Raw genomic sequence first — 13,607 nt, forward strand, 5'->3', positions numbered from 1 at the left:
TTAGGATTCGTCGTCAACCCGACCTTTGAAACCTGTCGCCACAACGAATTTTTCAGAGCTGTCAGACCGCGACGCAGGCGGTTTTACGTTTGCAACTTTGGTAAACCGCGACTTAAGCAATTTTTGTAAATCGCCTTCTGCCCCACCGGCCAAAACTTTGGCAACGAACGTGCCGCCTTCGGTCAGAACATCGAACGCAAAATAGGCCGCAGCTTCGCACAGCGTCATGATCCGCAGGTGATCCGTCTGTTTATGTCCTGACGCAGAGGCCGCCATATCAGACATTACAACATCAGCCGTACCGCCAAGCCAGCCCATGACCTTTTGGTCGGCATCGTCTTCTAGGAAATCAAGCTGATGGATTTCGGCGCCCGCAATCGGATCAACCTCTTGCAGGTCAACGCCAAGAACATAGCCTTGCGCCTTGCTCTTGCGTTCGCCCAATGTGTTTGCACGCTTAACAGCAACTTGTAGCCAACCACCGGGCGCACAACCCAGATCAACAATGCGCGCACCCGGCACAAGAAACCGAAACTTGTCATCAAGTTCCAAAATCTTATAGGCCGCCCGCCCGCGGTACCCATCTGTCTGCGCACGCTTTACGTAAGGATCGTTCAATTGCCGCTGCAGCCACAGCGTCGAGCTAAGCTTGCGCCCTTTTGCAGTCTTTACCTTAACCGTCAGATCGCGTTGTCCGCGTCCGGATGAGTTCTTTGTTGTTTTCTTGGCCATACTCTTGCCTATCGCTTAAAACGGTGCGTCTTCCAAGACCCCATCTGCGGACATTTGCGCATAAAGTAGCCCTTCGCGTAAACCACGGTCCGCCACAGACAGCCGATCTGTCGGCCAAAGCCGCATCAACGCCTGCAAAATTGCAGAGCCTGACATGATCAGCGCTTGGCGATCTTTTCCAATGCGCGGGTCAGCACGTCGACCGGCCGGACCAAGCGTCAGATAGTCTCGGATGACGGTATCAATCTGGTCAGACGTCATGCGCAACCCATCGACTTTGGTGCGATCATAGCGCTTGAGCCCTAAATAGCTCGCTGCGACGGTTGTTACCGTTCCACTTGTTCCGATAATCTGAAACCCTTCGCGCGCTTGGGCAGCAGCATAAGGCGAAAACTCTTCTAAGTTTTCCTCAAAGAACCAGCTCATCAGTGCAAACCGTGCGGCATCATCTTCGACATCAGCGAATTGGTCGCGCAGCGTCGCGACGCCCAACGGAACAGAGATCCAGTCAACCACTTTCGCCGCAGCAAAAGGACCTGGATCAGACTTAAAACCCGCATGTAAACGCATAATAGCGCGCGGCCGTTCGCGTTTGGGGACATTGGTAAGGTCAATCCAAACCAGCTCGGTCGAACCGCCGCCAATATCCACGACAAGAAGTTGTTCCGTGTTCACGCTGACCAAAGGCGCACAGGAAATCACGGCAAGCCGGGCTTCCTCTTCGGGCTTGATAATTTCAAGCTCCATCCCTGTTTCACGCCGCACCTGTGCAATGAAATTGCTACCGTTATGTGCGCGCCGGCAGGCTTCGGTCGCGACAAGACGCATGTGCTTTACGCCGTGACGTTTTAGTTTTTCACGGCAAATCCGCATAGCAGAAATGGTTCGGTTCATCGACGCACGCGACAACCGTCCTGTGCTTTCAAGGCCATGGCCAAGCTGCACAGATTTTGAAAAGCTATCGACAACATGAAATTGGCTGCCCTTTGGTTGGGCAATCAACATACGACAGCTATTTGTACCTAGATCCAGCGCCGCATAAAGCGATTCAGGATCAGGTCGTTTTGGCGCGGGGGTATCGACCGCTTTTGGGAACGCGCCCGCACCTTTGGGACGCTTGGGCGCCATAGTCACGCCCTCCATTTTCGAGTTATCCCCAAGCTAGGCCTCTGGGCGTCGTGGCGCAAGGGCCGTCTCAACTTCGTGACCAGATAACCGGTCTAAGCCCGCATATTAGGCCCAAATCGCTTGCGATATTCACCGACAGTTGTGCCGTTATGGCGCTTAAACGCGCGCTGCATTTGCTGAAAATCACGAAATCCAGCCACAGCGCACGCATCTGCAACGGGCGCACCGGCCCCTAATGCAGCTTCGGCCTGTTTCACGCGAATACGTTCCAAAAACTTCACCGGCGAAAGCCCATATCCCGCTGCAAATCGCCGCGTGAGCGTGCGCGGCGTCATACAGGCGACATCGGCCATCTGGTCCAATGTCCATCCCTGCTGAGGATTATCAACCATAGTATCGACCAACACACGCAAGTCTTCGGTTTGGGCGAATTGGGCCTTTAGGACGTCGGCAAACTGGTTCTGCCCACCCGGCCTATGCAGATAGACCACCATTTCACGTGCCACCTGCAATGCAGTATCATCACCATGATCTTTGCGCAAAATGGCAAGAGCCAGATCAATACCTGACGTTACCCCGGCAGCGGTCATCACAGTTTCATCGTCGCAATAAAGCCGATCAATTTGCCAATCAACATCAGGGAATTGCGACGCGGCATAACCCGATCGTCGCCAATGGGTCGTCGCAACACGCCCGTGTAGCAGCCCTGCCTTCGCAAGTAACAAAGCCCCCGAACACACCGAGATAACCCGGCGACCATTGCGGTTTTGCCAACCCGCAATCAAATCTAAAATCGGTGTGCATTCCAATGCACGATCAACACCCTGCCCGCCCGGAACAATCAGGTCATCCGCATCTGAACCAATATTAAACGCCGCATCGGCCATTACCCGTAGACCGCAACTGCTTTGCACTGGATCACCATCCATCGATACGTAGCGGATTACATACTGGGCGTCAGCCAGATCAGTCGCAGAGCTAAAAACCTGCGCGGCCCCTGTGACGTCAACCGCATTCACACCGTCATATAAAAGCACATCAATGCGTCGATCAGTATTGTCCATAATTGATGATAGTATGTCATTTTAGACAACACAGGCAATCAATAATGTTCATTGAAACCAATCAAAGGACATAGGTGATGTTTAATCGAAATTTCTCAATGATTTTATGCGGGAATATCCTGCTTGGGGCTGCGATGCCGATGCTGATTATATTAGGGGCTTTGGCTGGCGGGTATCTTGCGCCGGTGCAATGGATGGCAACCTTGCCACCAACTGTACAACTGATTGTCGGCGTTGCAGTCGCCACGCCGATTTCGCTGTTTATGGGCAAATATGGCCGCAGGGCTGGGTTCATGCTTGCCGCGTGCCTGACGATTGCAGGTGGCGCGCTGGGGGCCTATGCAATGATACATCAAAGCTTTTCACTACTTTGCATCAGTCACATCATTTTGGGTGCCGGGTTGATCTGCGTGAACTATTTTCGGTTCGCTGCGGCGGATGTTGTCGATGATCAACACAAGGCGCAAGCCATGTCAGTGACGATTGCATCCGGCCTTGTGGCAGCCTTGGTCGGGCCACAACTATTTAGCGGTTTAAAGGATCTGTTGGCGCCAATTCCCTTTGCAGGGGCATATATCGGGATCGTCGCGTTAGGTACACTGGGGATGATCCCGGTGGCCGCATTGCGTATTCCGCACGACGTTACAAAACCCATGCGACTAAACCGTAATAAAATCGCAATTTTACGCGAAAACCCTCGGGTTGTGACAGCCATTGCAGTCGCTGCATTTGCCCATGCAATCATGATATTTTTGATGATACCTACCCCGCTCGCGATGGTCGGATGCGGCTTAGGTGAAGACCAAGCCGCCGACGTGATCCGTTGGCATGTTGTCGCAATGTTTGCGCCCGGCCTTATTACGGGGAAGCTTATCCAGAAATATGGAAGCACGCAGATCGCAATAAGCGGGCTGATACTGCTTCTTATTGCAGCTATGATCCCCCTAACAGGGAAAACACCGTTTCAATTCTATGCAGCTTTGATCGCGCTTGGCGTCGGGTGGAATTTTGGTTTTGTTGGCGGCACCTATATGCTGCAAACAGCACTGCGCCCCGAAGAGCGCCCCTTGATTCAAGGTATAAACGATATGACCTTAGCCATATGTGCGGCGCTCGCCTCGCTGGCGTCGGGTGTCATTTTTGCAGTGCATGGCTGGGCAATACTGGCCACAGTGGCTGTTGGGCTGGTCGGGTTTGGGGTCGTCGCGCTTGCGACACGTCAACATCGTGCAACAAACGCTATCTGAATAAGATACATCTGGAACATGAGGATTATGAGCCTGCGCAGCCCTAGCCCGCGCAGGCCTACCGCGTTAGCACGTCTCGGTCGCTGATTGCGTCCGTGATGTCGAAAACCGACATCGGGGACAAAAATCGAATGTTAGAACCGAAGTAACAGCAATGAGGGGAATCACCGCATGCCCGATGTCACTATTGTCTACTGGCGCGATATGCCCGCCCAAGTCATCGTCGGCCGTGGGCGCAAAGGCACTAAAATGCCACTGCCAGAACGGTTTGAACAGGCCATTGACCGCGCTGCGATGAAATCTGGCGCAGCAGGGTCTGACGATTATCTGGCTGGCTTCCGCAAAGCCGCCCCCTACCCCGTTGACGGTACCGATATTAAGGCCGCCACCGCAGAGGCAGCGCGCATTGAAACCGAATACGATCAAGAGCGCCTGAAAACGCTTATCGCAAACGATGGCTGGAATTGAAGACACCGGTCAAAATACCCGCGCGCATTACGGAGGTCGCCATGTCCCTGCTTCCCTTTTTAAAACGGAAAGACGCCACTGTTTTGGGGGCATCCCCCGAAATTTCTGCTTTGCTGCAAGACTATTCAATCGAGGTGATGCCGAGAACTGCAGAAAAAATTGACAACTTCAAAGACCTCCTTCCCGCAGGCACACGCGTCTACATCGCACATATCGACGGGACACCGATTGAAGATATGGTTGCGACAGCAAAACGCTTAGCGGCAGATGACTACAAGGTCATGCCGCATTTCCCTGCACGGATCATTCAAGACAAAGCAATGCTTGCTGATTGGATCGCGCGGTACCAAGGCGAAGCAGATGTTGATCAGGCCTTGTTGCTGGCCGGTGGTGTTGCGGAACCCAAGGGAGATTTTCACAGCTCAATGCAGTTGCTGGAAACCGGGCTGTTCGGCGATTTCAAACGCCTGCACGTGGCCGGCCACCCCGAAGGTAACCGCGACATCGACAAAGACGGCAGCGACAAAAACGTCATGGAAGCGCTGCATTGGAAGCAACGCTTCTCGGAAACGACTGACGCCAAAATGGCGCTAGCGACACAATTCGCGTTTGAAGCGAAGCCAATCATCGCGTGGGCTGATGCCTTGCGTGATGCGGGGATCACAATCCCCGTGCATATTGGGATCGCGGGTCCGGCTAAGTTGCAAACCCTGATTAAATTTGCGATTGCATGCGGTGTTGGCCCCTCACTGAAGGTTCTGCAAAAGCGCGCTATGGATGTGACAAAGCTTCTTTTGCCATATGAGCCAACAGATGTGTTAACCGAACTCGCCCTCCACAAAGCGGCAAACCCAGAGTTCAACATCACCAATGTGCATTTCTTCCCTCTGGGCGGGATTAAGACGAATGCAAATTGGGCAATTGATAACGGCGGCAGCGCGACTGTCCCCGCAAATAAAACCAAGGAAATCTTATGACCCGCACGATTGTCGAATCTAAAACAAAGACTGCCATCATCGGGTTCGACCAACCCTTTTGTGTGATCGGGGAACGGATTAACCCGACGGGTCGCAAAATTCTGGCCGCCGAACTCGAACAAGGCGATTTCAGTCGCGTCGAAGCCGACGCAATTGCACAAGCCGCCGCTGGCGCAAACATCCTTGATGTAAACTCTGGCGCTGTGTTTTCGAACAAAATGGCCGAAGATCCACGTTACGCCGACAACAACTTTGTTGAACCGCCGTTGATGAAAGAACTGATCGAACGCGTTCAAGCGGTTGTCGACACACCATTGTGTATCGACAGCTCTGTTCCCGGCGCGTTGGAAAACGGTCTTGCCGCCGCAGAGGGTCGCCCGCTGCTGAACTCTGTCACTGGCGAAGAAGAACGGTTGGAGCTCGTCCTGCCGCTGGTTAAGAAATACAACGTGCCTGTTGTCGCGATCTCGAACGATGACACAGGCATTTCCGAAGATCCCGACGTGCGCTTTGCTGTCGCAAAAAAGATCGTAGAGCGCGCCGCTGATTTCGGCATCCCCGCGCATGACATCGTGGTTGATCCGCTTGTGATGCCAATTGGCGCAATGGCCACGGCTGGTTTGCAGGTGTTCACATTGGTTCGTCGCTTGCGCGAAGAATTAGGCGTGAACACAACATGCGGCGCGTCCAACATCAGTTTTGGCTTGCCAAACCGTCACGGCGTGAACAACGCATTCCTGCCAATGGCAATGGAAGCGGGGATGACATCCGCCATCATGAACCCAATTGCCCTGCCCGTCGGCCCCAAAAAAATCGCAGAAAAGAAAGCAGAAATCGCCGCCGCCGGGATTATCTTGCCAGAAGACATCGATGACGAGTTGTTTGTCACGCTGTTTGGCATGGGATCAACCAAAGCCAAGGCAGGCTCTGAAATGGAAGCCATCCGCGCAGCGAACTTCCTTACGGACAACGATCCGTCAGGATCGGACTGGATCAAGTTCAACCGCGCGCCCGTGAAAGCCGGCGAAGGTCGCGCGCGCACCGGACGTCGCCGCCGCGGATAGTCAATTGGCATTCAGCCATGCAAAAGGACCGCTGATCTCTCAGCGGTCCTTTTTTGTTTTCACAACGCTTTAACGATAGTAAAGCGACTTACCGTTATGAAACACCTGAACTTTTTCAGGCTCCGCCTTCATGCGAACGGACTTGCCGCGCAACCCAGCGTGGACACCTGGCAATTTGCCAATCACGGCATCGTTGTCGCCCACTTTATTAAAATACAGCAACGTTACCTCGCCCAAAGCTTCGGTAAAGTTCACTTTGCCTTCAAACAGGTAGTCATCACCGGTTGTCTCCAACATATCCTCGGGGCGAACACCAACGTTTACCCTGAGTCCCTTTTCATTATCGCGTGTTGGCACGGCAGATGTCACTGTACCGCCGCCGTCCAGCGTCACGACCGTTTGCGTGCCTGTTTCAATGATTTCGCCGGCCAACAGGTTCATCGAAGGTGAACCGATAAACTGCGCCACAAATTCGTTTTCTGGACGCTCATAGAGCTCAAGCGGCGTACCAACTTGTGCGATACCTTTGTTCGCAAGAACCACGATACGTGACGCAAGCGTCATCGCCTCAACTTGATCGTGTGTGACATAGATCATCGTGCTTTCGGGCATCGATTCTTTAAGTTGGGCTATTTCGATTCGGGTAGCGACACGCAACGCCGCATCAAGGTTGGAAAGCGGTTCATCAAATAGATAGACCTTTGGGTCGCGAACAATAGAACGGCCAATTGCAACACGTTGACGTTGGCCGCCCGACAGTGCCTTTGGCAACCGATCCAAGTATTCCTCTAGCTGCAGAATTTGTGCGGCTTTGTTCACAGCCTCTTCGATCTCGGACGCGGATTTCTTGGCCAACTTTAATGCAAACGACATGTTCTCGCGAACGGTCATATGAGGATAAAGCGCGTAGGACTGGAACACCATCGCAATGCCACGCTGTGCCGGGGGCACGTCATTGACGACCTGTCCGTCGATCTCAAGCGTACCGCTGGTGATCTTTTCAAGACCTGCAATCATCCGCAGCAATGTCGATTTACCGCAGCCCGAAGGGCCGACAAAAACGATCAGCTCACCTTCTTTGATATCAAGGTCGATATGCTTCAGCACCTCGACAGTGCCACCATATGTCTTGGCGATGTCCGTTAGTTTTAAATCAGCCATGTCTCACTCCCTTAAATATCTGTCTTCAGCGCAAGGCAAACCTGCCATGGGCCAAGATGCAAACGACCGTCAGCTGACACATGCGCGCTGCCCAACTCGGCCCCAATGGGGATCCAGTTGCCGTCTGGCAAATCAAAATCGGATGGTGTTTCACTTACATTGAATGCGCAGAAAATCGTCTGCTCCCCGTCGGTCCGTGTGAAATAGATAACGTCACCTTTGGCACGCAATTTATCGTGGCTACCTTGGCTTAGCGCCGAATGGGCACGGCGAAATGCAATTGCTTTGCGATAGTGATGCAAAAGCGCCCCCGGCTCGTCTTCTTGTGCTGATACGGCAAGAGGCAAATGCTCGGACGCGACTGGCAACCACGGTTTTGCGTCCGAAAAGCCACCGTTTTGGCTGTTAGGAGTCCAAACCATTGGCGTACGGCAACCATCACGGCCTTTGAATTCGGGCCAAAATTCGATGCCATATGGATCTTGCAGGTCTTCAAATGCGACTTCGGCCTCTGGCAGGCCCAGTTCTTCGCCTTGGTAGATACAAACCGAACCACGCAAACACATGATCAAAGTTGTGAACATCCGTTGCGCACCGGGTGCAAGGTTCCAACGTGTCGCGTGGCGCACCACATCGTGATTGGAAAACGCCCAACATGCCCAGCCTTCGCCAGCCACCGTGTCAACTTCTTCCATCACTTCGACGATGCGGTCGGCGGTTGGAATGTCAGCCGCAAGGAATTCAAACGCATAGCACATCTGCATTAGATCATCGCCGCGTGTGTATTCGCCCAAAATTTCCAAACCACGCTGGCTATCGCCGACTTCTCCGACCGCAGCCGCGCCAAAGGGTTCCATGACGGCACGTAGACGGCGCAGGAACTCAACGTTCTTGGGGTGGTTCTTGTCGTACAGGTGTTCTTGGTGGTTGTACGGGTTCACCGCTGGCGCAGTGTTTGCGTTCCGGCGTTCAGGTGGCAGCGCAGGGTTATCGCGCAACTGTTCGTCATGCATGTAGAAATTGATCGTATCCAGACGGAAACCATCAACGCCACGGTTCAACCAAAAACGGCCCACGTCCAGCAGCGCCTCTTGCACGGCTGGTTCATGGAAGTTCAGGTCAGGCTGGGACACAAGGAAGTTGTGCATATAATATTGTTCGCGGCGCGCATCCCACTGCCAGCCAGACCCACCAAAGATGGACAGCCAGTTGTTCGGCGCGGTCCCATCTGGTTTCGGGTCGGCCCAAACATACCAGTTCGCCTTGTCATTGATTTTGTTAGCCCGGCTTTCAGCAAACCAAGGGTGCTGATCACTGGTGTGGCTAAGCACAAGGTCAATCATGACCTTCACGCCAAGGCTGTGTGCCGTTTCAATCACCGCATCGAAATCTGCCAGTGATCCGAACATCGGATCGACATCGCAATAATCGCTAACGTCATAGCCAAAATCCTTCATGGGCGACATGAAGAATGGTGAAATCCAGATTGCATCGACGCCAAGCGACGCGATGTATGGAAGCCGTTGAACGATACCCAAAAGATCGCCAATGCCATCACCGTTACTGTCCTGATAGCTACGCGGATAAATCTGATAGATCACCGCACCGCGCCACCAATCTTTGTCGTTGGCGTTTCCAGGTTTTGTGGCAAGAGCCGTAGTCATAAACGTCGTTCCTACTGCACCCCGCCCCGTGACTTTGCACGGGGCTTTGGGATGGATTTGATGAAAGCCTTGGGGGTTCCCAAGACAGGCTTACTTAACCGAGCCGGCCAACAGACCGCGCACGAGATACTTTTGCATGGCGAAGAACACGGCCAATGGCACCGCGATCGACACGAATGCCGCTGTGGCAAGGATTTCCCAGTTACCACCCCGCGTCCCTAACAATTCGACGATTTGGTTCGTCATGACGGTGGTTTGCCCGGTCGCGTCGATCAAGAACACTTTGGCGACCAGTAGATCGTTCCAAGTCCACAGGAATTGGAAGATCGCAAATGACGCAAGCGCGGGGAAAGACAGCGGCAGAATGATCTTGGTGAAGATCTGGAAATCAGTTGCGCCATCAACCTTTGCGTTCTCGATGATGTCGCGCGGCAGTCCGACCATATAGTTCCGCAGCAGATAGATCGCGAGCGGAAGCCCAAAGCCGGTATGCGCGAGCCAAACCCCCAGATACCCTTTGCCGATACCGATGTTCAGATGTAAGCGCAGTAGTGGGATCAAAGCAAGCTGCAACGGCACAACCAGCAATCCAACGACCAGCGCGATAAGGATCGCACGACCTGGGAAATCCATCCATGCCAGCGCATAGGCTGCAAAGGCTGCGATAACGATTGGAATGATGGTCGCCGGGATCGTCACGGTCAGCGTATTAAAGAACGCCTTGGCCATGCTGTCTGTCGATGACCCGCTGAACAATACGCGTTTGTAGTTAGCCCAAGTAAACTCTGGCGGTGTTTTCGCTGTTGCAAAAACACGTTGCCCCCGGCCTGATAGTTCTTCGTTTCCAGTCCATACGTAGTCACCGTTCGCTTGCACGGTGATTGTTTCACCATCGCCAAGGTCAGCTGTCTCGCCCACAGTGTAGGCATCAATCGCGCGTGACGATGATCCCCAAACGCTAATTTCTGCGCCTGCTTCTTCAAACAAATTGCCTGTGATCGTGTAAACGCCATCTACAAGTGTCTGCACACCTTCGTCGTCGGGATCGGTTGTCCGCAATGTAACGTTCTGTTCCGTCGGGAACAGTGACTGCCACCAACCAGAGCTAGAAATCTGGTCAGTCGTCCGGAATGATGACACCAAAAGACCAACGGTTGGGAACAACCACAGCGCCACAAGAAGCGCCACAGAGATGTGAACGATCCACGTTAAAGAGGACTTGCTGCCAGCAATATTATCCATCAGCGCATCTCCTTGCGGGCGTTATAGACGTTCCAAATTAGAATGGGTGACACAAGCAACATGATGATCATCGCGCTCGCGGATCCAAGGCCCCAGTCGTTTGCCCGGAACAGTTTGTCGTACATATAGTTGGCCAGAACTTGGGTTTCCCACTGGCCGTTTGTCATCGCGAATACAATGTCAAAGACCTTAAGAACGACCAGCGTAATGGTTGTCCAAACGACGACAATTGTCCCAGAAATCTGTGGCATCTTGATCTTAAAGAAGACCTGAAACGGGTTCGCGCCATCAACGATTGCAGCCTCGACTGTTTCTTCGGGAATACCGCGAAGTGCGGCGGACAAGATCACCATCGCGAAACCAGTCTGGATCCAGATCAATACGATCATCAAGAAGAATGAGTTCCAGCCCGGGATCGTCAGCCAAGTCTGTGGAACACCGTATGCGTAGGTTTTTGTGAACGCGCCAAACGCCAAAGCAAGCGCTGCAAATGCGATGCCGGCAAGAAGCAAAGTACCTACCCCGCGAAGCGCAGTTGCCAAACCGCCACCTTTGCCGACGAGCGCTTTTTGTACCATGCCCCAAGCAACATAAAGCGCAGCGGCAGCAGCACAGATCATCAATAGGCCCGGCACCAAACGTAAGATCAGGAACGACCCTACCCCGCCGTCAAATTGTAGCCACACCGCATTGAGTACACCAATCTGGCTTTGGCCGACGGGGCGCGTATCATAGATCAGTTTAAAGATGACCGAGGCACCGACGAATGAAATGGCCATTGGCATAAAGATCAAGGATTTCGCGATTGAGCCCCATTTGATCCGGTCAGTCAGTTGCGCAGCAAGTAGACCAAACGCAGTCGATGCAGCAGGCACAACAAGCAGCCACAGCATGTTGTTTTGAACAGCTTCCCAGAATTTGGGGTCGTCAAACATCTGGCGATAGTTGGCTAACCCAACAAAAGCACCGCCTTGATCACGGTCCGTCAATGAATACCACAGCGTCGCGAAGACGGGGTAAGCGAGGTAAAGACCAAGGGCAAAAATTGCTGGAAAAAGAAAGAGCCAAGGGCGCACCATGTTAGCGCGGTTAATGTTGCGACCAGCGTGTTCACCTTTTGCAGGGAACAAAACCTTGTCTAGAAATTGGTTGGAAAAGTAGAAATAGGCGATACATCCACCTACCCCTAGAAAAATTGTCAGAAGACCCTGTGCCGCTGGATGCATCGTCCGTTCCCCCCCGGGTAAAACTTGTGGGGGCCAGCGCGATAAATACCGCGCTGGCCCAATTTCTCATAAGCGGTATCGCTTACTTAATTGCGTCCCAAGAAGCTTGGATGTCAGCAGCGACTGCTGCTGCGTCTTTGCCGCCTGTGTAGTCAACCATGCCAGTCCAGAAAGAACCTGCGCCAACAGCGCCCGGCATCAGGTCAGAACCGTCAAAGCGGAAAGATGTCGCGTTCAGCAGGATGTCGCCCTGACCACGCAGTGTGTCATCAGCATATGTCGCTGTGTTCACACCAGAGTGTGGTGTCAGGAAGCCGCCTTGGGCCATCATTGCTTCGTGTGCGACTGGCAGCTTCATGAATTCCATGAATGCGTTAGTCGCGTCAGATGCAGTTGTGATCGCCATAAGCGTACCACCACCCAGAACCGGGTTACCCAGATCTTCGGCTTCGAAAGATGGGAAGTAGAAGAAGTCAGCATCTTCGCCAAGCTCTGTGCCTTCTGGGAAGAACGCAGGAATGAACGACGCCTGACGGTGCATGTAGCACTGTGGAGGGCTGTCAAACAGGCCTTTTGGGCTTTCGCGGAAGTCGGTTGTTGCGACAGCGCCGGCGCCACCAGCAACCCACGCGTCGTTGCGTGCGAATTTGCCGAATGTTTCGATTGCGTTGATCACTGCAGGATCGTCAAACTTAACGTCGTTTGTTGTCCAGCCGTCATATGTTTCCAATGACGCAGTGCGCAGCATGATGTCTTCGACCCAGTCAGTCGCAGGCCAACCAGTCGCAGCACCCGACCCCAGACCGATGCACCATGGTGTACCACCATCAGCGACGATTTGGTCGGACAGCGCAAGCAGTTCTTCCATCGTTGTTGGGACTTCATAGCCAGCGTCTTCGAAGTTCTCTGGAACATACCAAACCAGCGATTTCACGTTGACGTTAAAGAAGAAACCGTAAGTTTCTGTTTCGCCGTCAGCATTTGGATAGCTGCCCAAATCAACCCAAGACGAACCAGCGGCGTAATTGTCGTTGATCCAATCAGCTGTACCTTCTGGTAGCGCAGTCAACAGGCCACGAGCAGCCATGTTTGCCGCAAGACCAGGCTGTGGGAACACAGCGATGTTAGGAGCAGAGCCAGCCTCGGCATCGATAACGATCTGCTGCTCAAAGCTGTCAGAACCTACGTATGAAACGCTTGCGCCAGTTGCGGCTTCAAACAATGCTGCCATGCTCGCGAAGTTGTCAGCTTCCAAACCCAACCAAGGGCCCGAAATTGTGACTGTTTCGCCCGCAAAATCATTTGCTTCGGCAAAAGAGTTATAGCTATCCCAAGTGAAGTCACCCTCGCCCGGCGTCAGCTCAACGTGGCTCGCTGCGTTTGCCATGCCTGCCGACAAAGCAACGGCTGCAACGCCTGCATAAAGTTTCGTTTTCATGGATTGTCCTCCCATTCACGCCAAAATAGCGCGCAATCTAAAAAGCACATCACGTGCACTCACCTCCGTCAAGCGCAGCAGGAATCAGAGCTTCCCAAAGCGCTTTGGATTTGTTTACACTCATCCAACATAGCACCAAAGTCAACAACTGCCTGACATCAAAAAGTTCTTGGAATTTGACAAAATGCTGACTACT

General features: G+C 53.1%; 12 protein-coding genes. 4 read left to right on the forward strand and 8 right to left on the reverse strand.

Translation table 11 applies throughout. The annotated features are described in order from the left end of the window. From CLV80_RS04970 to CLV80_RS04980, 3 genes are all read right to left on the reverse strand, one after another. A complete protein-coding gene (locus CLV80_RS04970) occupies window positions 1-732 on the reverse strand; it encodes an RlmE family RNA methyltransferase (RefSeq protein ID WP_106355493.1) in 732 nt (243 codons plus the stop codon). Between the two features lie 15 nt (window positions 733-747). Next, window positions 748-1,860, reverse strand: a complete 1,113-nt coding sequence (locus tag CLV80_RS04975; protein ID WP_106355495.1) for a Ppx/GppA phosphatase family protein — start codon at window positions 1,858-1,860, stop codon at window positions 748-750. A 92-nt stretch (window positions 1,861-1,952) separates the two neighbouring features. Continuing rightward, the gene (locus CLV80_RS04980) at window positions 1,953-2,924 is read right to left on the reverse strand and encodes a GlxA family transcriptional regulator (RefSeq protein ID WP_106355497.1); all 972 of its coding nucleotides are present in this window, start codon (window positions 2,922-2,924) and stop codon (window positions 1,953-1,955) included. A gap of 77 nt (window positions 2,925-3,001) precedes the next feature. On the opposite strand from CLV80_RS04980, the gene CLV80_RS04985 reads away from it, so the two are divergent. From CLV80_RS04985 to CLV80_RS05000, 4 genes are all read left to right on the forward strand, one after another. After that, the gene (locus tag CLV80_RS04985; RefSeq protein WP_106355499.1) at window positions 3,002-4,171 is read left to right on the forward strand and encodes an MFS transporter; all 1,170 of its coding nucleotides are present in this window, start codon (window positions 3,002-3,004) and stop codon (window positions 4,169-4,171) included. A gap of 171 nt (window positions 4,172-4,342) precedes the next feature. Continuing rightward, window positions 4,343-4,639 (forward strand): virulence factor, encoded by a 297-nt coding sequence (locus CLV80_RS04990; RefSeq protein ID WP_106355501.1) that lies wholly within the window; start codon window positions 4,343-4,345, stop codon window positions 4,637-4,639. 41 nt (window positions 4,640-4,680) lie between these two features. Continuing rightward, window positions 4,681-5,616 carry a methylenetetrahydrofolate reductase gene (locus CLV80_RS04995; RefSeq protein ID WP_106355503.1) on the forward strand — a complete coding sequence of 312 codons (936 nt, stop codon included), beginning with the start codon at window positions 4,681-4,683 and terminating at the stop codon, window positions 5,614-5,616. Continuing rightward, a complete protein-coding gene (locus CLV80_RS05000; RefSeq protein ID WP_106355505.1) occupies window positions 5,613-6,680 on the forward strand; it encodes a dihydropteroate synthase in 1,068 nt (355 codons plus the stop codon). Before CLV80_RS04995 ends, CLV80_RS05000 begins: the two co-directional genes overlap by 4 nt. A gap of 69 nt (window positions 6,681-6,749) precedes the next feature. On the opposite strand, the gene CLV80_RS05005 is transcribed toward CLV80_RS05000, so the two are convergent. The 5 genes from CLV80_RS05005 to CLV80_RS05025 form a co-directional block, all read right to left on the reverse strand. Then, window positions 6,750-7,841 (reverse strand): ABC transporter ATP-binding protein, encoded by a 1,092-nt coding sequence (locus tag CLV80_RS05005; protein ID WP_106355507.1) that lies wholly within the window; start codon window positions 7,839-7,841, stop codon window positions 6,750-6,752. Window positions 7,842-7,852: 11 nt separating this feature from the next. Then, the gene (locus CLV80_RS05010; RefSeq protein WP_106355509.1) at window positions 7,853-9,505 is read right to left on the reverse strand and encodes an alpha-glucosidase; all 1,653 of its coding nucleotides are present in this window, start codon (window positions 9,503-9,505) and stop codon (window positions 7,853-7,855) included. Window positions 9,506-9,595: 90 nt separating this feature from the next. Beyond that, the gene (locus CLV80_RS05015) at window positions 9,596-10,747 is read right to left on the reverse strand and encodes a carbohydrate ABC transporter permease (protein ID WP_106355511.1); all 1,152 of its coding nucleotides are present in this window, start codon (window positions 10,745-10,747) and stop codon (window positions 9,596-9,598) included. Then, entirely contained in the window at window positions 10,747-11,973 is a 1,227-nt protein-coding gene (locus CLV80_RS05020; protein ID WP_106355513.1) for a carbohydrate ABC transporter permease, read from the reverse strand. Before CLV80_RS05020 ends, CLV80_RS05015 begins: the two co-directional genes overlap by 1 nt. Window positions 11,974-12,055: 82 nt before the next feature. Next, on the reverse strand, window positions 12,056-13,411 hold the full coding sequence (locus tag CLV80_RS05025) for an ABC transporter substrate-binding protein (RefSeq protein ID WP_106355515.1): 1,356 nt from the start codon (window positions 13,409-13,411) through the stop codon (window positions 12,056-12,058). Between the last annotated feature and the right edge of the window lie 196 nt (window positions 13,412-13,607).

This window comes from Yoonia maritima (assembly GCF_003003285.1).
Lineage (GTDB): Bacteria > Pseudomonadota > Alphaproteobacteria > Rhodobacterales > Rhodobacteraceae > Yoonia > Yoonia maritima.

Excerpts from the sequence above, each read along its gene's own strand:
- CLV80_RS04970 (WP_106355493.1), bottom strand. The coding sequence starts at position 732 with ATGGCCAAGAAAACAACAAAGAACTCATCCGGACGCGGACAACGCGAT.
- CLV80_RS04975 (WP_106355495.1), bottom strand. The coding sequence starts at position 1,860 with ATGGCGCCCAAGCGTCCCAAAGGTGCGGGCGCGTTCCCAAAAGCGGTC.
- CLV80_RS04980 (WP_106355497.1), bottom strand. The coding sequence starts at position 2,924 with ATGGACAATACTGATCGACGCATTGATGTGCTTTTATATGACGGTGTG.
- CLV80_RS04985 (WP_106355499.1), top strand. The coding sequence starts at position 3,002 with ATGTTTAATCGAAATTTCTCAATGATTTTATGCGGGAATATCCTGCTT.
- CLV80_RS04990 (WP_106355501.1), top strand. The coding sequence starts at position 4,343 with ATGCCCGATGTCACTATTGTCTACTGGCGCGATATGCCCGCCCAAGTC.
- CLV80_RS04995 (WP_106355503.1), top strand. The coding sequence starts at position 4,681 with ATGTCCCTGCTTCCCTTTTTAAAACGGAAAGACGCCACTGTTTTGGGG.
- CLV80_RS05000 (WP_106355505.1), top strand. The coding sequence starts at position 5,613 with ATGACCCGCACGATTGTCGAATCTAAAACAAAGACTGCCATCATCGGG.
- CLV80_RS05005 (WP_106355507.1), bottom strand. The coding sequence starts at position 7,841 with ATGGCTGATTTAAAACTAACGGACATCGCCAAGACATATGGTGGCACT.
- CLV80_RS05010 (WP_106355509.1), bottom strand. The coding sequence starts at position 9,505 with ATGACTACGGCTCTTGCCACAAAACCTGGAAACGCCAACGACAAAGAT.
- CLV80_RS05015 (WP_106355511.1), bottom strand. The coding sequence starts at position 10,747 with ATGGATAATATTGCTGGCAGCAAGTCCTCTTTAACGTGGATCGTTCAC.
- CLV80_RS05020 (WP_106355513.1), bottom strand. The coding sequence starts at position 11,973 with ATGCATCCAGCGGCACAGGGTCTTCTGACAATTTTTCTAGGGGTAGGT.
- CLV80_RS05025 (WP_106355515.1), bottom strand. The coding sequence starts at position 13,411 with ATGAAAACGAAACTTTATGCAGGCGTTGCAGCCGTTGCTTTGTCGGCA.